The sequence below is a fragment of the Variovorax sp. 22077 genome (genome assembly GCF_052044195.1).
Taxonomy (GTDB): Bacteria; Pseudomonadota; Gammaproteobacteria; order Burkholderiales; family Burkholderiaceae_C; genus Variovorax; species Variovorax atrisoli.
On the sequence record NZ_JBQEQC010000005.1, the window covers coordinates 124,363 to 145,047 of the forward strand.

The following is a 20,685-nucleotide window of genomic DNA, read 5'->3' on the forward strand; positions in this document are numbered from 1 at the left end:
CGGAGCAAAAAAAGAACCCGGCAAGGTGCCGGGCTTCAAACCTCGTGCTGTCACGCACCAGGTCCCGCTCAGGGAGGAAGGCGGGGATGGATGACTCCATCGATGTTCATCGTGGGACACCCGCACGCCTGACGCCACGGTAAGCAACGCCACTTCGCTTGTAGGAGGGGCCGCACAGATTTCGACCCGCAGCCGCGAGCAGGCGCTGCGGCAAGAACGTCCAGGCCGCGGCAGCGGCCCCTGGCCCGGCGGATCAAGCGCGGGAAGAAAGACGACACACGCCCGGGGCTTGCTTTGCTACATTTTTCTACCATGCCCGATCACCTGCCCGAGCGCCCCGCCAGCACCGTCCCCGAGGCCATGCGCCATGGCCGGTGAGCCCTCTGCTTCGGCTCCCCGGTCCCCGTCCGGAGCGCCGCTCTCTCCCGCGACACTGACCGACGCCGACTTCCGCCTGCTGGTGGAAACCCTCGACGACCACGCCATTCTGCTGCTCGACCCCGAGGGCGCCATCGTGGAAGGCAACCGGGCGGCGCAGCTTCTGTACGGCTGCGAAAGCGACGACATCGTCGGGCAGCACTTCTCGCGCTTCCATCCGGTCGAGGCGCTCGACGAGGGCAATCTCCCGAAGGAGCTGCAACAGGCGCGCGACAGCGGCCGCTTTCGCGGCGAAGGCTGGCTCGCGCGGCACGACGCCACGCGCTTCTGGGGCGAGACGACGCTCACGCGCTTGCACGGCGCCGACGGCACGCTGCGGGGCTTCGCCCAGATCACGCGCGACTTCACCGAGCGTCGCCAGCAGGAGGAACTGCTGCGCGCGAGCGAGGAGCGCTTCCGCCTGATCATCGAGGGGGTGAAGGACTACGCGATCTTCATGCTCGACCCCGGCGGCCACATCGTGAGCTGGAACCTCGGCGCGCAGCACAACAAGGGCTACACGGCCGAGGAGATCATCGGCCAGCACTTCTCGAAGTTCTACCCGCCCGAGGTCGCCGCGCGCGGATGGCCTGCCGAGGAGCTGCGCAACGCCTTGCGCGACGGGCGCTTCGAGGACGAAGGCTGGCGCGTGCGCAAGGACGGCAGCCGCTTCTGGGCCAGCGTGGTCATCACGGCGGTGTACGACCGCGCAGGCCGCCACAGGGGCTTCGCGAAGGTCACGCGCGACCTCACCGAGCGCCGCCGCATCACCACGCTGGAGGACGAGGGGCGGCGCATGACCACCTTCCTGGCCATGCTGGGCCACGAGCTGCGCAACCCGCTCGCACCGATCTCCAATGCGGTGGAGCTGCTCAAGCGCGAGCAGACCGAGTCGCGCGTGCTGCGCATGACGCGCGACATCATCGACCGCCAGCTCAAGCAGATGACGCGGCTGATCGACGACCTGCTCGACGTGGGCCGCATCACCAGCGGCAAGATCCAGCTGGAGGCCAAGCCGGTGCGGCTGCGCGATGCGGTGATGGACGCGGCCGACGCGGTGCGCGCGCTGGCGGCGCAGAAGGAGCAGCGGCTCGACGTGCAGGTCGACGCCGCGGACCCGTGGATCACCGGCGACCGCGCGCGCATCGTGCAGGTGGTGAGCAACCTGCTGCACAACGCCTGCAAGTTCACGCCCATCGGCGGAGAGGTCTGCGTCTCGCTGGGCCTTGGCGCCACCAACGCCGCGTCCGGGCTGCCGGAGGCGGAGATCACCGTGCGCGACAACGGCATGGGCGTGCAGCCGCAGGACCTGCAGCGCATCTTCGACCTCTTCGTGCAGGGCGAGCAGGACGTCGCGCGCAGCAGCGGCGGGCTCGGCCTGGGGCTGAGCCTGGTGCAGCAGCTGGTGGCGCTCCACGGCGGACGCGTGAGCGTGTTCTCCAGCGGGCGCCCCGGCGAGGGCAGCGAATTCCTGGTGCAGCTGCCCTCCGCAGCGAAGCCCGAGCCCGGCGGCGGCGCGCTGCGCTCGGCCGGCGACAGCCTGGTGCTGGTGGTGGACGACAACAAGGACGCGGCCGAGACGCTGTCATTGCTCGTGCAGGCCCTCGGCTACGACACCAGGGTGGTCCACGGCGGCGTCGCGGCCCTGGAGGCGGCGAAGGAGCTGCGGCCCGAGGTGATGCTGATCGACATCGGCATGCCCGACCTCGACGGCCATGCGGTGGTGCGCCGGCTGCGCGCCGAACTGGTCGACCCGCCCGTGGCCATCGCAGTGACGGGCTACGGGCAGGCGAGCGACCGGGAGACGAGCTACGAGGCCGGATTCCACAGCCACCTCACCAAGCCGGTGGACGTGGAGCGGCTGGCCGACATCCTCACGCACCTGCTGCGGCCGGTGCCTCCACCGCCTGCGCGCTGAGGGCGCCGCCCCGCACGGGTGGCCCTGCGGCACTCGCTTCGCGAGCCGTTTGCACAGCTGCGCGGCGTCGGAGAGCCAGGGCTGCCTGCGCGATTTCGCTATTTCGATGCGGGCGGACTTCCGTTGTCCCGCAGCGGCGGCGCCTCGCCCTGGGCCGGCACGTTGCCCGGCCCCTGCTCGGGCCTGCGCAGGCCGTAGAAGAACAGCGTGCCGACCACGAGGACCGCGATAAGAGTCACCAGCGCGGCCATCAGCCTGCGGCCTGGCCGGCCAGCCCTGTTCACCGAATCGCTCATCGGATTTCCTTTGGCGGTTGCACGACGATGTCCGCCTTACTTCTTCGCCAGGCCGGCTTCGAGCGTGCGGGCGTGCTGCAAGTGCGTCTGCACGACCGGCAGCATCTTGCCGGCAAGGGCCTTGAGGTCTGCGTCCTTCGCCTCGGCCTGGGTCTTCTTCAGCAGCTTCTCGGTGGCCTCGTGGTCGCCGACGCCGGCCTGCTTCACGTAGCGGCTGTCGAACATGCCGCCCGACAGGGCCTTGAACTCCAGCGCGACGGCCTTGTGCTTCGCATCGGGGCTGTCGGGCAGCTCGGTGCCCTTGGCGGAAGCCAGCGTCTTCACGTCGGCCAGCCCCTTGGAATGGTCGTCGACCATCATCTGCGCGAACTTCTTGACCTCGGCATTGGAACTCTTTTCGAGGGCCATCTTGCCGCTCTCGACCTCGGCGATGTTGGCCTGGGCGATGTCCTTGAGCATCGACGCGTCCGCGCCCGCGAGCTTGTCGGCGGCCCACGCGGCAGGCACTGCGAGCAAGGAGGAAACGATGGCGAGGCTGGCTGCGAATCGGCGTTGTGAGCGTGTCATGGGGTGCACTCCTGGCTGGGTGGATCGAGTCTTCGACGCTCCCCGCCGTGCATCGCGGCCGGTGTAGGAGAAGGAACTGATCGATGTGCCCGAACAGTCCTTCGCCTTTTTCATTCCTTTCCTCTTCGTTCTTCCTGCGAATCCGCGCGAGTTCGGGCGTCCGTCCGACACCGCCGCTTCGCACATTGCCTAGCGTGGCCCTTCTCTTTCTCATCAACCGTCCAGCGACGACTTCCATGGAGACGACCATGCCGAGAACGAACCTGCGCAGGAACAGCGGCGAAGCAGCGGCGACTGCCGTCGGCGCCGCGCAAGAACAGACGCCGCCCCCCCCGACCGACACGCCCGCACCGCAACAGGAGCAACGGTCGGAGCAGTCGGCACAGGATGGGCGCGAAGACGCCGCCTCGCGCGAAGAACGCATCCGCCGTGCCGCCTACGACGCCTACGTGCGCCGCGGCGATGGACCCGGCGACGCCGAACAGGACTGGCTGCAGGCCGAGGCGCGGATCGACGGGCGCTCTCGCTGAGGCCTGCGCTTCATGAACCAGGCGCGACGCTCCCGGCGCCGTGCGGCGGCGTTGCTGCAGTCGATTGCCCTGGCGCTCGAAGGCTGCGCCGGTGTCGCGCGTGGCCGGCGCCGCACTTCAGCTGCTTTGCCGAACCATCAGTTCGAAACCCAGGTCGACGCGGCGCTGCGCGAGCGTCTCTCCGCGCATCAGCGCCAGCAGCATGGCGGCGGCACGCTCGCCGATCTCGCGGCGCGGGGTGCGCACGGTGGTCAGCGGCGGCAGCATCTGGTCGCTGCCGCCGAGATCGTTGAAGCCGGCGATCGCCACGCGCTGCGGCACGGGCACGCCGGTACGCAGCGCGGCCAGCAGCCCGCCCTGGGCGAGGTCGTCGTTGCAATAGAAGATGGCGTCCACGTCGGGGTGGCGCGCGAGCAGGTCCTCGAACTGGCGGCCGCCCAGCGCCAGGGATGTCGGGCCGGGTTCCAGCAGTTCGAGCGCCGGATCGTGGCAGCCGGCCGCGCGCAGCGCCTCGCGGTAGCCTTCCAGTCGCATCATCACGCGCGGATCGAGCTGGCCGGCGGCATACGCGATGCGGCGGCGGCCGCCCTGCAGCAGATGCTCGACGATGGCACGGCCGGCGTCCTGCTGCGAGAAGCCCACGCTGTGCACCCCGGGCTCGTTCGAGTTTTCCATCAGGTAGACGCAGGGCGCCCTGCTCTGCTCGAGCATCTGCCTGGCGGCCGCGCTGCGGTCGAAACCCGCCAGCAGCAGGCCCGCGGGCCGCTGCGACAGATAGCTGCGCAGCAGCGCCTCTTCCTGCGCCGGGTCGTAATGCGTCACGCCGATCAGCGACTGGAAGCCGTGCGGCGACAACGCGTCCTGCACCGCCTCGAGCAGTTCCACGAAAAGCTGGTTGGTCAGCGAGGGGATCAGCACCGCCACATGCGAACTGCGCGCGGAGGCCAGCGCGCGCGCCGCCACGTTGGGCACGTAGCCGAGCTGGTCGACCGCCGCCTGCACGCGGGCGCGCAGTTCGGGCGCCACGTTGCGCGCACCCCGCAGGGCGCGCGACACGGTGATCGGGCTCACGCCGCAGGCGCGGGCCACGTCGTCGAGGGTGACGTGGCTCGAGGAGCGGGATCGCGGGCGGTCGGGTGTGTCGGCCATGGTGAATTTTTCTCAGGGTTAATACCAATCCGGCTTTGGATAGCGCTGTCCTAGGATAGCGCTATCCCAGCCCAGGGCAGGTTCGGAAAAACCCGAGCGCATGTCGAGCTGGCATTTTTTGAATTGTGTGGGACAGCGCTATCCAAACGCTTCCCGCATCGCCGGGCCACCGCCTTGCTCGCCTTCCTTTCTTTGCCGGAAGGCCCGGTTCCAGGAGACAACCATGTTCGGAATGAGCCAAGAGATCTTCCTGCTCGTCGACGCCCTGGTGGCGATCGTCGGGCTGATCCTTCTGATCACGCGCTGGCGCGTGCACCCCTTCATCGCGCTGACGCTGGCCGCCGGCTTCCTGGGCCTGACCTCGGGCATGCCGGTGGACAAGGTGATGAAGTCCTTCCAGGACGGCTTCGGCGGCGTGCTGGGCTTCGTGGGCATCGTGCTCGGCCTGGGCACCATGCTCGGCAAGATGATGGCGGAGTCGGGCGGCGCCGACCGCATCGCACGTACGCTGATCGACGCCTTCGGCCGCGAGCGCGTGCACTGGGCGATGATGTTCGCGGCCTTCCTGGTGGGCATCCCGCTGTTCTTCGAGATCGGCTTCGTGCTGCTGATCCCGCTGGTGTTCATCGTGGCGCGGCGTACCGGCGTGTCGCTCATCCGCATCGGCATCCCGCTGCTGGCGGGCCTGTCGGTGGTGCACGGCCTGGTGCCGCCGCATCCGGGGCCGCTCCTGGCGATCGGCGTGTTCAACGCCGACATCGGCAAGACCATCTTCTACGGCCTGATCGTCGGCCTGCCCACCGCGATGATCGCGGGCCCGATCTTCGGCAAGTTCATCTCGAAGTACGTCCCCGGCGAGGCCTCGCCCGAGCTGATGGAGCAACTGGCGCGCGAACCCGAGGCGCGCGAGCTGCCCGGCTTCGGCATCACGCTCATCACCGTGCTGCTGCCGGTGGCGCTGATGCTGCTGAAGACCTTCGCCGACGTGGCGCTCGACGAGAAGAACATCGTGCGCCAGTGGATGGACTTCATCGGCCACCCGATCACCGCGCTGCTGGCGGCGCTGCTGCTGTCGCTCTACACCTTCGGCACCGCGCGCGGCTTCACGGCCAAGCAGATCATGAAGTTCGTCGACGACAGCCTCGCACCCACCGCGGCCATCGTGCTGATCATCGGTGCGGGCGGCGGCTTCAAGCAGATGCTGGTGGCCAGCGGCGTGGGCAACGCGATCGGGCAGATGGCGCTGCATGCGCAGGTCTCGCCGATCCTCCTGGCCTGGCTGGTGGCGGGCTTGATCCGCATCGCCACCGGTTCGGCCACCGTCGCGACCATCACCGGCGCGGGCATCGTCGCGCCGCTGGCGACCATGGTGCCGGGCGTGAACCGCGAGCTGCTGGTGCTGGCCACCGGCGCGGGTTCACTGATTCTTTCGCACGTCAACGACGCGGGCTTCTGGCTGGTGAAGCAATACTTCAACATGAGCGTGGCCGAGACCTTCAAGACCTGGACCGTGATGGAAACGCTGATCTCGGTCGTGGCCATCATCTTCATCATGCTGCTGAGCATGGTTGTCTGAGGAGAAAAAAGCATGGGTCGCATCGTCATCGGCGTCGACATCGGAACCACCAGCACGAAGGCCGTGGCCTTCACGCCCGCGGGCCGGGTGCTGGCGCACGACGCGACCGAATACCCGCTCCTGCAGCCCGAGGCTGCCGCCGCCGAGCAGGACCCGCAGCAGATCTTCGAGGCCGTGCTCTCGGCCATCGCCAGCTGCGTGAAGCAGACCAAGGCCGCGCCTGGCGACGTGCTCGCCGTGTCCTTCAGCGCGGCGATGCACAGCCTGATCCTGGTCGACGACGAAGGCGTGCCGCTCACGAACAGCATCACCTGGGCCGACCACCGCGCCTCGGCCTGGGCCACGCGCATCCGCGACGAGTGGGACGGCCTCGCGATCTACCGCCGCACGGGCACGCCGATCCATCCGATGTCGCCGCTGGGCAAGCTGGTGTGGCTGCGCCACGAGCGCGCCGAGCTCTTCTCGCGCGCCGCGCGCTTCGTCGGCATCAAGGAGTACGTCTTCTTCAGGCTCTTCGGCCAGTGGCAGGTCGACCACTCGATCGCGTCGGCCACGGGGCTTTTCAACATCGAGCGGCTCGACTGGGACGAGGGCGCGCTCGCGCTCGCGGGCGTGCGCGCCGGGCAGCTCTCGCAGCCGGTGCCGACCACCTGGCACGTCGAGGGTCTCGCGCCCGACGTGGCCGCGCGGCTGGGCCTGTCGCGCGATACGCCCTTCGTCATCGGCGCCAACGACGGCGTGCTCTCCAACCTCGGCGTGAACGCGATGGCGCCCGGCGAGGTGGCCGTGACCATCGGCACCAGCGGCGCCATGCGCACCGTGGTCGACCACCCCATGACCGACCCCGAGGGCCGCACCTTCTGCTACGCGCTCGCCGAGGGCCGCTGGGTGGTGGGCGGCCCGGTGAACAACGGCGGCATCATCCTGCGCTGGGTGCGCGACGAGTTCGCGTCGGCCGAGGCCGAGACCGCCAAGCGCCTGGGCATCGACACCTACGAGGTGCTCACGCGCATCGCCGAGCGCGTGTCGGCAGGCTCCGAAGGGCTGGTGTTCCACCCCTTCCTCACCGGCGAGCGCGCGCCCTACTGGAACGCCGACCTGCGCGGCTCCTTCTTCGGGCTGGGCATCCACCACCGCAAGGAGCACATGATCCGCGCGGTGCTGGAGGGCGTGATCTTCAACCTGCACAGCATCCTGCCGGCGGTCGAATCCATTGCCGGGCGCAGCGCCCGCATCAAGGCCACCGGCGGCTTCGCGCGCTCGGGCATGTGGCGCCAGATGATGGCCGACGTGTTCGACCGCGAGGTGGTCGTGCCCGAGAGCTTCGAGAGCTCCTGCCTCGGCGCTGCAGTGCTCGGGCTCTACGCGCTGGGCCACGTCGACTCGCTCGACGCGGTCGCGGGCATGGTCGGCGCCACCCATCGCCACACGCCCAACACCAAGAACGCGGCCCTCTACCGCCAACTGCTGCCGGTATATCTGTCGCTGCCGCGCAAGCTGAGCGAGGAATACAAGCTGCTTGCCGCGTTCCAGCAGCAGACAGCCGTGCCGCCGCCGGCACGTCGAAGCTGACGACCCGAGGGTCGCCGTCGTCCATCGAAGATTTGCTGGAGGAAACCCGGTCTTGCTGAATACGATGTCCCCGGCCTTCGCTCCCCGCGTGCCCCCGCGGCCCCTGCCTCCCGTGCCGCAGGTGACGCGGCAGGCTCCGCGTCGCATGGAGCCGCGCACGTGGCATGCACCGGCGCCCTTCGAAGCGTGCGCGGCGTCCACCACCGTCCGCTGTGAAGTCGCCACCGCGTCTTCCCAGGCGAGCCCCGCGCGCTGCCTGCACGATCACGAACTGCACCTGATCGGCGCGGCGCCGGGGCGGCTTCGCATCGGCAGCGGCGACGACGAAAGAACGCACAGCTTCGCGCCCCATACCGTCGTGCTGCTCGGGCCCCACCTGCCGCGCAGCCTCGCCTTCGAGTACCGCATGCAGCCCGGCGGCGGCGATACGCAGGGACTGGTGCTGCGCTTCGGCGACGAGCCGCTGAAACGCGGCATGGCGCTCTTCCCCGAACTCGCCGATGCCGGGCCGATGCTGACCCGGGCACGGCTGGGCGTGCAGTTCATCGGCCTGGAGGCCGACACGCTCGCACGCCTGCGGCGCATCGCGACGCTGCACGGGCTTGCACGCTTCTCCGAATTCACCGCGCTGCTGAACGAACTGGCGCAGTGGCCCGACTACCGGCTGCTCTGCGGCGTGGCCCCGTCCGGCGAAGACCTCGGCGAGGACGCCCGCAGCCTGCGCATCGACAAGGCGCTCGATCACATCCGCGAACACTTTGCCGACGCGCTGTCGCTGCCCGAGGTCGGCGCGATCGTGGGCATGCGCGAGAACACCTTCTCGCGCAGCTTCCGCCGCGCCACCGGCCAGACCTTCACCGACTTCGTGATCGGGCTGCGCGTGGCCGAGGCCTGCCGCCTGCTGGTGTCCACGCGCCAGCAGGTGAGCAGCATCTGCTACGAGGTCGGCTTCAACAACATCTCGAACTTCAACCGGCACTTCCGGCGGATCCAGGGGATGACGCCTGGGGAGTTTCGCGCGCGGCGTGCGGGCGAGCGGCGGGCAGGCGAACTCTCGTACGCCTAAACGCTGCGAGCGGCCTCTGCACCGCGTCGAGCTTGAACGCTCGCTTCGCACGCGCCCTTGGCGTCGGTGCGGCATTGCCGCGCTTGGCCGTTGACGAGACAGGATGGAGATCGCGCACGCACACTTGGAATGTGTTGGTAATCGTCCGCTGAAAGCACATCGCCGTGAGGCTGCCTCCCTACAACCAACACCCTCTATCATCATCTAAGTCATTGTTTTTAATGCATTTTCACCATAAAATATAAAATCCCAAAAAGGCAGTGAAATGCCCGGATTCATCGAAAACAACGACAGCCAAAAGCGTCAATACATCGACGCCGAGAGCGTGTTCGATGAGTTGCGCCGTGTACGCAAAGAGGCCGCGCAGACTCGTGGGGGAATGATCTGGCGGGAGATCAAGGGCCGAACCTATCTGATCCGAACCAGCCCCAAGGGCACCCATAAGTCGCTGGGACCGAAGAGCGACGAGACGCAGCGCATATATGCCAGCTTCACCGAACGCAAGACCCAGATCGCACAACGGCTCGCAGCGATCGAGGCCACGTTCGATGAACAACGGCGGCTGAATCGGGCTCTACGCGTCGGGCGCGAACCGACGATAGTGATCGATGTGCTGAACGCGCTCGATGCGGCCGGCCTGGCCGAGCACTTCATGGTGGTGGGCACGCATTCGCTGTATGCCTACGAAAGCGCATGCGGTGTGCGTTTCACCCCGTCTGCGATGGCGACACGCGACATCGACCTCCTGTTCGATACGCGCAAGCGCCTGGCTTTTTTCTCGCGCATGAGGGAGTCCGACGCCTCCTTCGTTGGACTGCTGAAAAAGGCCGACAAGACCTTCGAACGCCTCGAGGACAGGAAAGAAACCGTGCGAAATGCAACCGGCTTCGAAGTTGACGTGATTCGCCGGACGGCCAAGGATGGCGACCCTTACCCGATGCAGCTGAGTGACGGCGAGGACGACGTCTGGGCGGTCCAAGCCTCCACGGGGGACAGTATTCTCAACGCGCCACGCTTCAGCCAGATGGTGGTCGCGACCAACGGCGCCATGGCGATCATGCACACCATGGCGCCGCCGGACTTTGCAAGAATCAAGAGAAAGTTGGCTGAGTATCCGGCGCGAGATCCTTTGAAGCGCTCCAAGGATCGTCTCCAGGCAGAACTCGTCGAGGAACTGATCGCGACGCACATGCCACAGTACGCGGCCAACTGATACGCCCGACCTGAGTGTTCCTGACGACGCGCCGCTTCACGTGGGACGCGTTCGACGCCTCCTCGAAGCCGAGCAAGGAGAAGAGTTGCTTGAGACTTCCGCAGGCCCCCTTCAGACACGCAGCCTCCACACCGGCGATATAGACAAGCTCAATGCCTGATGACCACGGCGCCGGTCTACTCAGCAAGCTGACCTTCTACGGTCGTCGACCGCGACACGGAAAGGTTTGGCGGGCAGCCGGCAGAGATCTCTTGCGGCTTGTTTCATCAACGCTAGAGCGAAGAGAACATGCACGCGACCAAGCCGTCTTCATCTCTCCTGTCGAATTCTCTGAATACCCTGCCGATAGCTCGTCACCTCGAAGCCAGGAAACCTCTGCTTGAACTTCGTCGAATCGAACAGGTTGTCGTGCGCGTACCGGGGCAGCAGCTCCCTGATCTCGCGTACCTGCCGCGAGAAGAGGCCTGCTGCGGAAAAAGCCCACTTCCCGATGACCCGATAGGAGGTCTCTCGCCCGAATGCCCGGCAGGCCATCTCGACGAACTCCTTGTACGTCGGCCGTTCGTCGCAGCACGGCAGGTGCCAGGTGTGTCCGAAGGCATCCGATGCGTTGCCCAGCGTTGCCAGTGCGCGGCTTGCATCGGGCGTCCAGATGAGGGTTCTGCGCGTGTCGTCACGCACGGGCACCAGGGGCGTCGCCTGCTTCTGGAGCTTCTCGATGACGAGTGCGTTGGTGAAGCTCTGCGTCTTGCCCGGCCCGTAGAACTCGGGCGCCCTGCCGATCAACACCGGGATGTCTCCCCGCGCCATCTCCTCGAGCACCATCGACGCCATGGCCGCACGCACCTTGCCCTTGCGGCCCACCGGCGCGAAGGGCGTGTCCTCCGTCTGCACCCGGTCGTCCTGGGGGTACATGTAGGTGTTGTCGAAGTAGGCAAAGCTTGCGCCCTTCGCCCGGCACGCATCCAGCGCGTTCTTGAGCATCACGGGAAACTGCCGTTCCCACAGTTCGGTATCCGGCGGCAGGCCTGCAGTGAAGTAGACGATGCGGCTGCCCTTGACCGCATCCAGGGTCTGCCTCGCATCGAGAAGATCGGCGGACACCAGCACATCGGTGTCGTTGACCTTGCGGGGATTGCGGCTCACGAGCCGCACGTCGTTCGTGTGGTTGCGCCGCAGTTCTCGCGCCAGTTCGATGGCGATCTGCCCGTTCGCGCCCAATATCGTCTGCATTACGTTCGCCCCATAGAAGTTCCGCATGGCCATGCCGCAGGAGTTTGACCTTGAAGTCAACTTCAATGTCAAACTCCAATTCCGCTCCGGGCAAGGTGAACATGAAGATTGGAGAACTCGCTCAGCGCACGGGCCTCGCGTCCTCGCGCATCCGCTTCTACGAGCGCATCGGCCTGCTCAGGATGGTCGAGCGCGAGGCGAACGGCTACCGCAGCTATCCCGCCGACGCGGTACTGGTGCTCCAGCTGATCACCGCAGGACAGCGCGCCGGCTTCAGCCTCGACGAGCTGCGCGCCCTGCTCCCGGGCGATCTCGCGCAATGGCAGCACGGCACGCTCATGGAAGCGTTGGAACGCAAGGTGCAGGACATCGAAGCGCTCCAGGCACAACTCGCCCAGAGCAAGAGCCAGCTCGTCGATTTGATCGCGCAGATCGAGGCCAAGCCGGATGACATGGCGTGCGACGCCAACGCCAGACGCGTCCTGTCTCAGGTGCGGCTGGATGGACCTGGCGATGCGAGCGCCTCGTCTCCAGCGACGAAGGTGCGGACCGGAACGGGACGCCGGGGCGGCGCGCTCGTCAGAGCCGGTAGGCGCTAGTAAGAGTCAATCGGTCCGCGCTCGGCCGCTCGTGCGGGGCACCTTGGCCTCCTTCGAGATGCTGGAAGGCGAGCGCATGAAGCCTCACCACTTCACCCTCACCCCCAGACCCGCGTTGATCGAACTGCCCACGCGCGCCGCGCCGCCCGAGGCCCACAGCTTGCCGAGTTCGCCGTACAGGCTCGTGCTCGGACTCACATCCAGCGTGAAGCCCGAAGCCAGTTCTGTGCTGGTGCCGCCGATGGGCGTACCGATCGGTGTGATCGCCGCGGGGTTCACGAAGCGCGCGACGTCGTTGCCCTTGGCGCTGCGATAGACGTTCACGCGTGCATAGGGCTGCAGCGTGCCGGCGCCGGTCGCGAAGCTGCCCTTGACGCGCACGCCCGCGCGGCCGATCCAGCCGCTGTCGGCATCCTGCTTGACGAGCGCGCCCGGGATGGACACGTCGTCCAGCCGCAGCCGCTGGTGGATCAGCTGCAATTGCGGCTCGATCGACCAGCCGCTCGCGCCGATCGCGAAGGCCTTGCCCACCTCGAGCGAAGCCAGCAGGCTGTTGCCCTTGCCCGAGTAGCCCGCGCTGAGAACCGGCTGCACCGTGTAGCGATGCCGGCCCGCCTGCAGCACCACATCGGCATAGAAGCCGGAGTCATCGGCGTAGGTGCCGTACAGGCCCAGGTACTGGCTGCGCAGGTCGCTGCCGCCAGCTGCGTTGTTCAGGATGCCGCTGCCGAAGCCGCTCACGCGGGTATGGCCTTCGAGCTGGCCCACGTAGAGACCGGCGCGCCAGTCCGGCGTGGCCAGCAGATCGGTGCCGGCCTGCAGTCCGTTGAGCCGGCCCTCGGCGCGCGGCGAGACGGTGCCGCCCTGGCGGATGTCCATGTCGGTGGAGATCACGCGGCCCCAGGCGCGGCGGTTGTTGCCGTCGGCCCGCGCGGTCGCTGCGGCACTGCCGCGCACGTCGTCGTCGCCCACGCGCTGGCTCAGGCTCGAGAGCATGGCCAGGTTGCCCTGGCGCAGCTGGTTTGGCAGTGCGGCGAACAACGAGGCCTCGGCGCGGTAGGTCGGCAGACCGGGGCTGGCCGCGCCTGGGGTGGCGGCGTCCGTCTCGCTGCGCAGGTACCAGTTCTCGCCGGCACCGCCTGCATCGCCCGCATGCAGCCGGTACTCGAAGGCGCCGGCGTCGACATGGCCGCCTGCGAGGGTGAACGCGTCCTTCGTGGTCTGCGCAGTGGTGGTCGCGCCGTCGATCGCGCTGATCACCTCGATGCCGTTGCCCGATGTGAGCGCGCCCAAGCCGCCGAGGTTGGTGACCTGCACGGTGGTCATGCCGCTGGCCGCGCCGCCCTTGATCACCAGCCGGTCCGAGGGCCCCGCGCCATAGTTGAGCACGGTGGCCAGTTTCAGCACGCCGTTGTTGCCGACGTAGTTGCCGTTGACCGTGAGCGTGGTGCCGGCTGCGGCGCCTGCGAGCGTGACGGTGCCGCTGTTGCTCAGGCTCGCCACCGTCTGGCTGAAGCCCGCCAGGTCGAGCGTGGTGCCGCCGGCCACCACGGTGCTGGAGGCCGCGCTGAATGCGTTGGCGGCGCCTGCCTTGAGCGTGCCCGCGGCGACGCGGGTCTCGCCGCTGTAGCTGGCGGTGCCCGCGAGCGTGAGCGTGCCTGCGCCCACCTTGACCAGCGAGCCGCCGGTGCCGGTGATGGCGCCCGAGATCGTCGTGTCGCTGCCGACTGCGCCCGTAGTGAGCGTCTTCGCGCCGAGCACCACATCGCCCGCGCCGCCCAGTGCGCCGATGCTCGCACCGGTCGTGGCCAGGTCGATGCGCACCTGTGCGCCGGCCGCGTTGGTCACGCTGGCGCCCGCGGCGTTCGCGCCGTCCTGCAGCCGCAACGTGCCCTGGTTCGCCATGGCGAGCGGGCCCGCGTCCGCCTTGCCGCCGAACTGCAGCGTCGCGCCCGACGCGATGCTCACCGCACCGGTGCCGAGTGCGCCGCTCGCATTGGTGGCGAGCGTGCCCGCATCCACCAGCGTGCCGCCGCTGTAGCTGTTGGCGCCTGCCAGTGTCAGCGTGCCGCTGCCGATCTTGCGCAGCCTGCCGGTGCCGCTCATCACGCCTGCATAAGTGCCGGCGGTCTTGTCCTGGTCGAACGCGACCTCGGCGTTGTTCACGATGTTGCCCTGCAGGCTGGCGGAGGCGCCCTGCAGCACGCCGCCTTTCACGATGGTGCCGCCCGTATAGCTGTTGACGCCGCCCAGGATCAGCCGGCCCGCGTCCTCCTTGGACAGCCCGCCCGCACCCGAGAGCGCGACATCGAGCCTGGCCGTCATGGCCGCGCCCGCGGCGGTGCCGTCGCCCACGCGCACCACCGAACCCGGGTTGTCCAGCGTGAGGCCGTCGCCCTGAACCACGTAGCCGTCGACCGCGAACTGCGCCCCGGCGATGCGCACCGCGCCGCCGGCTCCGTCGACCGTCACGGTGCCGGCCTTGCCGCCGAAGACGGCGAACTCGCCCTGCGCCCAGTTGGCGTTGAGCTTGCCGTCCATGTCGGTCCAGCCGTCCAGCGAAGGCTGCGGGTTGCCCGCGCGCCAGATGCCCGAGCCGCCGGCCACTTGGCCGTCGTTGTATTTGCTGCTGTCCCCACCGTCCCAGAAGTTCAGCGACAGGCCCGCGCGGTTGACCAGGTTCACCTGGTTCGCCACCGAGGTCTGCAGCTGCAGGTCGGCTGCCTTGGCACCCGTGGGCACGGTGCCGATGTCCACGCCGTTGTCGACCATGCTGCCGCCGTAGTTCATGAGCCGGTACAGCCCAGGGCCGAAACTGCCGCCAGCCGACTGCGCGACGTTCAGCGTGCCGTCGAGCTGCAGATTGCCCGTGACGTTGATCAGGTCGTTGAGCGCACCGCCGGGCACGCCCGCCTGGCCGAGTTCGTAGTTCAAGGTGGAACCGCCGGCGAGGGTGAGCGCGCCGAGCGTCAGCGTGCCGGGGCTGTTGCCAGCGGACAGGACGCCGCCCTTGCCGATGGTGACCGCCCCCGCGATACTGCCGCTGCCCGCGAGCGTTCCGCCGCTCTGGACCTGCACCGCCCCCGTGCCCGTGGCGCTGCCGCTCTGGTTGTCGACGCTGAGCGTGCCGCCGCTGACGGTGGTGCCGCCCGTGTAGGTGTTGGCGCCGGTCAGCGTGAGCGTACCGCCGCCCACCTTGACGAGCGAGCCGCCCGTGCCGCTGACCAGACCCGAAAGCATGGTGCTCGTGTTCAAGCCGCCGGTGGTCAGCGCCTTGGAACCCAGCACCACATCGCCTTCGCCCGCGAGGGCGCCGACGCTGACGCCAGTGGTTGCCTGGTCGATGCGCAACTGCGCGCCCGCCTGATTGAGCACCGTGGCCTTGTCGGCGGATGCGCTGTCCGCGAAAGCCAGAACGCCGCCCGCTGAGTTGGTGAGCGTCGTGCTGCCCGCGCTCGCCGTGCCCTGCAGCCGCACGGTGCCCTGATTCGCGATGGCCACGGTGCCGGCATCGAAACTGCCTCCGAGCTGCAGCGTGGCGCCGGAGGCCACGCTCGCCGGGCCGCTGCCGAGCGCGCCGGTGACATCGGTCGAGAGCGTGCCCGCATCGACGAAAGTACCGCCAGAGTAGTCGTTGGCCGCGCCGAGCCGCAGGGTGCCTGCGCCGGTCTTGCGCAGGCTGCCGGCACCGCTGATGGAGCCGTTCAGCGTGAGCGTGCGCACTGCGGCGATCTCGAAGCTGTTGCTGCCGGCGCCCACGCTCACCGCGCGCGCACTGGTGGCGTCGCCGGTCACGCGCAGCGTGGCGCCGTTCTGCAACGCGAGCTTGCCCGTGGCCGCGCCGAGGTTGGCGTCGGACGAGATCTGCAGGATGCCGCTTCGGACTGTCGTGCCGCCCGCGTAGCTGTTGCTGCCGCCGAGCACGAGCGTGCCCAGGTCGTCCTTCACGATGCTTCCCGTGCCGGCGATCTCGGCGTTGATGGTTGCGGTCATCCCGGCGCCAGCGGCACTGCCGTCACCGACGCGGATGACGGAGCCTGCGGCGTTCACGGTCAGCGCGTCACCCACGACGGTGTAGCCATCGACGGCGAACTGCGCGCCGCCGATGCGCACCGGTCCCCCCGAGCCCGTGCCGTCCACGGTGACGGTGCCCGCCTTGCCGCCGAAGATCGCGAACCCGTCCTGCACCCACCTGCCGTTGGCAATGCCGTTGGCATCGGTCCAGCTGTCGCCCGGCGTGCCCGCGCGCCACGTGCCCGAACCGCCGGCGATCGTGCCGTCGTTGAAGCTGGCGGGATCGACGCCGTCCCACAGGTTGAGCACCAGCCCGTTGCTGTTCACCAGGTTGACCTGATTGGCCACCGAGGTCTGCACGAACATCTGGCTCGCGTCGGTGGGCGCGGTGCCGACGTCCAGACCGTTGTCGGTCAGCGTGCCGCCGTAATTCATCAGGCGGTAGACGCCCGCGCCGAACGTGCCGCCGGCCGACTGCGCCACGTTGAGCGTCCCGTCGAGCTGCAGGTTGCCGTTGACGTTGATCAGGTCGTTGAGCGGTCCGCCTGCCACACCGGCCTGGCCAAGTTCGTAGTTGAGCACCGAGCCCGCATTCAGGCTCAAGCTCCCGACGGTCAGCGTGCCGGGGCTGTTGCCCGGGTTCACCGAGGCGCCGTTGGCGACGGTGACTGCGCCTGCGATCGTGCCCGAGCCGCCCAGCGTGGCGCCCGACTGGATCAGGACTGCGCCGGTGCCGGTGGCGCTGCCCACGATGTTGTTCACGCGCAGCGTGCCGGCCGACACCGTCGTGCCACCGGTGTAGGTGTTGGCTCCGCTCAGCACCAGCGTGCCGCTGCCGACCTTGACGACCGAGCCCCCGGTGCCTGCGCCGGGCTGCGTGAAGACGCTGCCCTTGTCGCTCACGACGCCGGAGATCGTGTCGCTCGCGTTCAGTCCGCCCAGCGTGAGCCGCGTGGCACCCAGCACCACATTGCCTTCGCCCGAGAGCGAGCCCAGTTCGACGCCACCCTTGGCGGTCGAGCCCGAGACGTCGACCACGCCGCCCGCTGCGTTGCTCACTGTCGCGTTCGCGCCGCTGGAGGCTTCCGCGAAGTGCACGATGCCGCCGGAGGCATTGACGATCTTCGAGCTGCCCGCATTCGCCGAGCCGAGGAAGCTCAGCAGGCTGTCGGTACCGTTGCCGATCGTTGCGCTGGCCGCGTTCGACCCCTGCTGGAAGTACACCGCGCCGCCCTGGTTGGTGATGACGGCGCTGCCAGCGGTAGCGCTGTCGCCGAACTGCAGCGCGTTCGCCGTTGGCGAATTCCAGCCCGAACCGTTGACGGTGATGCTCGCGCTGTCAGCCGTCGCGTTCTGGATGAAGCCCAGGCGATTGTCGTTGTCGGCCATGCCGGCGCGCCCGACGGTGTAGGTGTTACCGCCTGCGCTGGCCGTGTCGTAGAGCGTCACGCGCGTGCCGCTGCCCTGCTGCTGCACCGCGCCGCTGCCGAAGGCCGAGCCGACACCGGCAGTGATCGTCGCGCCGCCCTGCACCACCGTGCCGCCCTTGTAGCTGCTGGCCGCCACCAGGTTGATCGAGCCGCCGTTGCCTGTGACGGTGAGCGAACCGGCTCCGCTGATGGAGCCGCTCAGGCCCCAGAGGGCGTTGCTCAGGTCGATGGTGCCGCCGCCCGCGCCCAGTGCGATCGCACGCGCACTGAAGAACGGTGCACTGCCCGCCGCGATGCGCAGCGTGCCGCCGTCCAGCGCCAGGCCCGTGCCCGCCGCGCCGAGGTTGTTGTCGGCCGAAATCTGCAGGATGCCGCCCTTGACCGTCGTGCCACCCAGGTAGGTGTTCTTGCCGCTGAGGATCAGCGTGCCGCCGTCTTCCTTGACCAGCCCGCCTGCACCGCCGATGGCAGCGGCGATGCTGGCGGTCATGCCGGCGCTCGCGCCGGTGCCATCGCCCACGCGCACTGCCGTGGCGGGCGAACCGATGGTCAGTGCGTCGCCGTTGACCGCATAGCCGTCCACCGCGAACTGCGCGCCGCCGATGCGCACCGGACCGCCCACGCCGCTGTTGTCGACTGTGACGGTGCCTGCCTTTCCGGTGAAGACAGCGAAGCCGTCCTGGATCCAGCCCGCATTGACGATGCCGTTGGCGTCGGTCCAGTTGTCGCCCGGCGAGCCTGCGCGCCAAGTGCCGCTGCCGCCTTCGACCGTGGAATTGTTGAAGGCCGAGGCGTTGCCGCCGTCCCACATGTTGAGCGCGAGCCCGCCGGTGTTCACCAGGTTGATCTGGTTGGCCACACCGGTCTGCAGCGACAAGTAACTCAGCGGCACCGAGGCGTTGCCGATGGTCATCGCGTTGGCCGTCAGCGCGCCCGTGTAGTTGATGAGCCGGTAGAGGCCCGCGCCGAAGGTACCGCCAGCCGATGGTGCGAGATCGAGTGTGCCGCCCAATGAGAGATCGCCGTTGACGGTGAGCAAGTCGTTGAACGCGCCGCCGACCACGCCCGCCTTGCCGAGTTCCATCTCGAGCGTCGAACCCGCGGCGAGCGTGAGCGAGCCGGTGCTCAGCGCACCCACGCCGCTGTTGCCGATCGACAGGCGCGCGCCCGCCGCCACGTTCACCGGACCGGCGATCGCGCCGTTGCCTGCGAGCGTGGCACCGCCGAGCACGCTGACTGCGCCCTGGCCGGTGGCGCTGCCCGAACTGTTGGCGATTCGCAGCGTGCCCTGGGCCACCTGCGTGCCGCCCGTGTAGGTGCTGGCGCCAGTCAGCGTGAGCGCGTTGGCGCCCAGCTTCACGATGCTGCCATCGCCCGAGATCTGGCCGTTGAACGCGAGTGCCGGGCCGGAAACGGTCAGCGTGTTCGACTTGCCGATGGCGAAGGCGTTGCCCAGTGTCAGCGCCGTCGTGGCCGACATCGCGGTGTTTCCCTCGATCGAGACCACGCCGCTGCCCAGCGCGGTATTGCTGGCGAGCACGACCGTGTTGTTCGCGAAGCGCGTGCCGCCCGCGTAGCCGTTGTTGTTGAGCAGCGCGACGGTGCCGCCGACGGCGCGCAGGTCCAACGAGCCGCCGCCCGAGACCACGCCGTTGAAGCTCACCGCGCCGGGTGTCTGCACCGCAAGGGCGCCGGCGTTCGACAGAAAGGAGACATCGTTGAGCGAGAGCGCGAACGGGCTCGCGAGTGCGACCGGCCCGCCGACGCCGAGCGCGGCCCCGCCGATGGCCTGCGCGCTCGCTGCCTGCAAGGTGCCCGCATAGGCCGTGAAGCTGCCGGCGAAGGCGCTGTTGTTGCCGCTGAGCGTGAGCACGCCGTCGCCGTTCTTGATCAGCGTGCCGCCGCCGCTGAAGTCGCTGGCCACCGTGGTGCTGCTGTCGTCGGCCATCGTCAGCGAGGAGCCCGCCGCAAGCGAGATCTTGCTGCCCGCCACGCCGCTCAGGTTGCCGATGACAGGGGTGCCCGACGCCGTGTACAGCAGCGTGCCCGAAGCATCCAGGCTGAGCGCCGTCCCGGTGCCGAAGGTGCCGCCCGACGCGAAGCCCAGCGCGCCCTCGTTGACCACCGCCGTCCGTGGCGCCATGGCGCGGTTGATCAGCCAGTCGCCGCTGTCGTTCTTGATCAGGTCGCCGCCGAAGCTGGTGGTGCCCGTCGCAGCCTGCGAGTAGATCTGGCTGCCCGCGCCCGCGAGCGTCAGCGTCGATCCCACCGCGGAGCCGATGCCGAGGTCGCCGGCGATCCTGCTGCCGGTGCGCAGCGTCACCCGTTGCACCAGCCCGCCGTCGAGGGCAACGCTGCCTTGCAGCAGGCCGCCGTTGTCGAGCGTGATCGAGGTGGCCTGACCGTAGATGCTGACGGCGCCCGAGATGGTGGAGCCGGCCGTGTTGGTGACGCTCGCATTGCCGCCGCCGAAGCCCAGACCCAGGTAGTTGCCCGTGCTGCTGATGCGACTGTTGCCGGTGTTGACGATCGTGCCGCCCCCATACAGAAGCGCGCCGGCGAGGCCCTCGATGACGCCGCCGTTCGAGTTGGTCAGCGTGAGTGGCCCGCCCGTCACCTGGATCGCGCGATCGGGGCTCTGGATCGTGCCGCCGTCGTTGTTGATCACCGCGTTGGCCCCGGCCACCACGCCCGACGTGCCGCTGATCGTGCCGGAGTTGTTGATCGTGACGTTGGGCCCGACATAGATGCCCCAGGTGCCATCGCCGAAAGTGGCGATGTTCCCGGTGTTGTTGATCGTGCCGCCGTCCGCGACGCCGACCCAGCCGGGCGTGTCGCCGGTGCAGGTGAGCGTGTTGCCCGCAGCGGTGCAGGCCGCCCAGGCCGTTCCGCTCAGCATGAAGACCGGCACGCCCACCAACGGAATCAACAGGCGGGCGCCGCTCGGTGTGCGCCGGCCGCTGCTGCGCTTGCCGCGGGCGCGCGTCGTTTCGCAGACGGCCACCCATGCACCGAGCGCGGCGTTCCAGATGGTCTTGTAGGCGGTATTCATGGCAACGGTTCTCCCTGCGCAGCGCGCATGGGCGACGCTGCGTCTGAAAATGG

General features: G+C 68.6%; 12 protein-coding genes. 7 read left to right on the forward strand and 5 right to left on the reverse strand.

The window, feature by feature from the left end; genetic code table 11:
* Positions 1-367 precede the first annotated feature (367 nt).
* Positions 368-2,335, forward strand: coding sequence for a hybrid sensor histidine kinase/response regulator (locus tag ACTJLF_RS08955; protein ID WP_440882914.1), 1,968 nt, complete (start codon positions 368-370; stop codon positions 2,333-2,335).
* 98 nt (positions 2,336-2,433) lie between these two features.
* Here the strand turns inward: ACTJLF_RS08955 and ACTJLF_RS08960 are convergent, their stop codons facing one another.
* Positions 2,434-2,631: a hypothetical protein gene (locus tag ACTJLF_RS08960; RefSeq protein ID WP_440882915.1), complete on the reverse strand. Its 198-nt coding sequence runs from the start codon at positions 2,629-2,631 to the stop codon at positions 2,434-2,436.
* A gap of 36 nt (positions 2,632-2,667) precedes the next feature.
* Positions 2,668-3,198, reverse strand: a complete 531-nt coding sequence (locus ACTJLF_RS08965) for a DUF4142 domain-containing protein (RefSeq protein ID WP_145761116.1) — start codon at positions 3,196-3,198, stop codon at positions 2,668-2,670.
* A 248-nt stretch (positions 3,199-3,446) separates the two neighbouring features.
* Between ACTJLF_RS08965 and ACTJLF_RS08970 the strand changes: the two genes are divergently transcribed.
* A complete protein-coding gene (locus tag ACTJLF_RS08970; protein ID WP_440882916.1) occupies positions 3,447-3,728 on the forward strand; it encodes a DUF2934 domain-containing protein in 282 nt (93 codons plus the stop codon).
* Between the two features lie 117 nt (positions 3,729-3,845).
* Here ACTJLF_RS08970 and ACTJLF_RS08975 read toward each other — a convergent pair whose 3' ends face one another.
* Positions 3,846-4,877 (reverse strand): LacI family DNA-binding transcriptional regulator, encoded by a 1,032-nt coding sequence (locus ACTJLF_RS08975; protein ID WP_145761114.1) that lies wholly within the window; start codon positions 4,875-4,877, stop codon positions 3,846-3,848.
* 223 nt (positions 4,878-5,100) lie between these two features.
* On the opposite strand from ACTJLF_RS08975, the gene ACTJLF_RS08980 reads away from it, so the two are divergent.
* The 4 genes from ACTJLF_RS08980 (at position 5,101) to ACTJLF_RS08995 (ending at position 10,304) form a co-directional block, all read left to right on the forward strand.
* Positions 5,101-6,453: a GntP family permease gene (locus ACTJLF_RS08980; protein WP_019655259.1), complete on the forward strand. Its 1,353-nt coding sequence runs from the start codon at positions 5,101-5,103 to the stop codon at positions 6,451-6,453.
* Between the two features lie 12 nt (positions 6,454-6,465).
* On the forward strand, positions 6,466-8,025 hold the full coding sequence (gene gntK / locus ACTJLF_RS08985) for a gluconokinase (protein WP_440882917.1): 1,560 nt from the start codon (positions 6,466-6,468) through the stop codon (positions 8,023-8,025).
* Between the two features lie 145 nt (positions 8,026-8,170).
* Complete coding sequence (locus ACTJLF_RS08990; RefSeq protein ID WP_440882918.1) at positions 8,171-9,091, forward strand: helix-turn-helix domain-containing protein; 921 nt, start codon at positions 8,171-8,173, stop codon at positions 9,089-9,091.
* Between the two features lie 265 nt (positions 9,092-9,356).
* Positions 9,357-10,304 (forward strand): GSU2403 family nucleotidyltransferase fold protein, encoded by a 948-nt coding sequence (locus tag ACTJLF_RS08995; protein WP_440882919.1) that lies wholly within the window; start codon positions 9,357-9,359, stop codon positions 10,302-10,304.
* Positions 10,305-10,613: 309 nt separating this feature from the next.
* Here ACTJLF_RS08995 and ACTJLF_RS09000 read toward each other — a convergent pair whose 3' ends face one another.
* Positions 10,614-11,537 (reverse strand): SDR family oxidoreductase, encoded by a 924-nt coding sequence (locus tag ACTJLF_RS09000; protein WP_440882994.1) that lies wholly within the window; start codon positions 11,535-11,537, stop codon positions 10,614-10,616.
* Positions 11,538-11,638: 101 nt separating this feature from the next.
* Here ACTJLF_RS09000 and ACTJLF_RS09005 point away from each other — a divergent pair, with 101 nt between their 5' ends.
* The gene (locus tag ACTJLF_RS09005) at positions 11,639-12,136 is read left to right on the forward strand and encodes a MerR family transcriptional regulator (protein WP_440882995.1); all 498 of its coding nucleotides are present in this window, start codon (positions 11,639-11,641) and stop codon (positions 12,134-12,136) included.
* Positions 12,137-12,220: 84 nt separating this feature from the next.
* Here the strand turns inward: ACTJLF_RS09005 and ACTJLF_RS09010 are convergent, their stop codons facing one another.
* Entirely contained in the window at positions 12,221-20,632 is an 8,412-nt protein-coding gene (locus ACTJLF_RS09010; RefSeq protein WP_440882920.1) for an autotransporter-associated beta strand repeat-containing protein, read from the reverse strand.
* Positions 20,633-20,685 lie beyond the last annotated feature (53 nt).

What these genes read in the sequence shown, in the direction of transcription:
- ACTJLF_RS08995 (WP_440882919.1), top strand. Translation starts at nt 9,357, where the DNA reads ATGCCCGGATTCATCGAAAACAACGACAGCCAAAAGCGTCAATACATC.
- ACTJLF_RS08960 (WP_440882915.1), bottom strand. Translation starts at nt 2,631, where the DNA reads ATGAGCGATTCGGTGAACAGGGCTGGCCGGCCAGGCCGCAGGCTGATG.
- ACTJLF_RS08970 (WP_440882916.1), top strand. Translation starts at nt 3,447, where the DNA reads ATGCCGAGAACGAACCTGCGCAGGAACAGCGGCGAAGCAGCGGCGACT.
- ACTJLF_RS09000 (WP_440882994.1), bottom strand. Translation starts at nt 11,537, where the DNA reads ATGCAGACGATATTGGGCGCGAACGGGCAGATCGCCATCGAACTGGCG.
- gntK (WP_440882917.1), top strand. Translation starts at nt 6,466, where the DNA reads ATGGGTCGCATCGTCATCGGCGTCGACATCGGAACCACCAGCACGAAG.
- ACTJLF_RS08955 (WP_440882914.1), top strand. Translation starts at nt 368, where the DNA reads ATGGCCGGTGAGCCCTCTGCTTCGGCTCCCCGGTCCCCGTCCGGAGCG.
- ACTJLF_RS08965 (WP_145761116.1), bottom strand. Translation starts at nt 3,198, where the DNA reads ATGACACGCTCACAACGCCGATTCGCAGCCAGCCTCGCCATCGTTTCC.
- ACTJLF_RS09005 (WP_440882995.1), top strand. Translation starts at nt 11,639, where the DNA reads ATGAAGATTGGAGAACTCGCTCAGCGCACGGGCCTCGCGTCCTCGCGC.
- ACTJLF_RS08975 (WP_145761114.1), bottom strand. Translation starts at nt 4,877, where the DNA reads ATGGCCGACACACCCGACCGCCCGCGATCCCGCTCCTCGAGCCACGTC.
- ACTJLF_RS08990 (WP_440882918.1), top strand. Translation starts at nt 8,171, where the DNA reads ATGGAGCCGCGCACGTGGCATGCACCGGCGCCCTTCGAAGCGTGCGCG.
- ACTJLF_RS09010 (WP_440882920.1), bottom strand. Translation starts at nt 20,632, where the DNA reads ATGAATACCGCCTACAAGACCATCTGGAACGCCGCGCTCGGTGCATGG.
- ACTJLF_RS08980 (WP_019655259.1), top strand. Translation starts at nt 5,101, where the DNA reads ATGTTCGGAATGAGCCAAGAGATCTTCCTGCTCGTCGACGCCCTGGTG.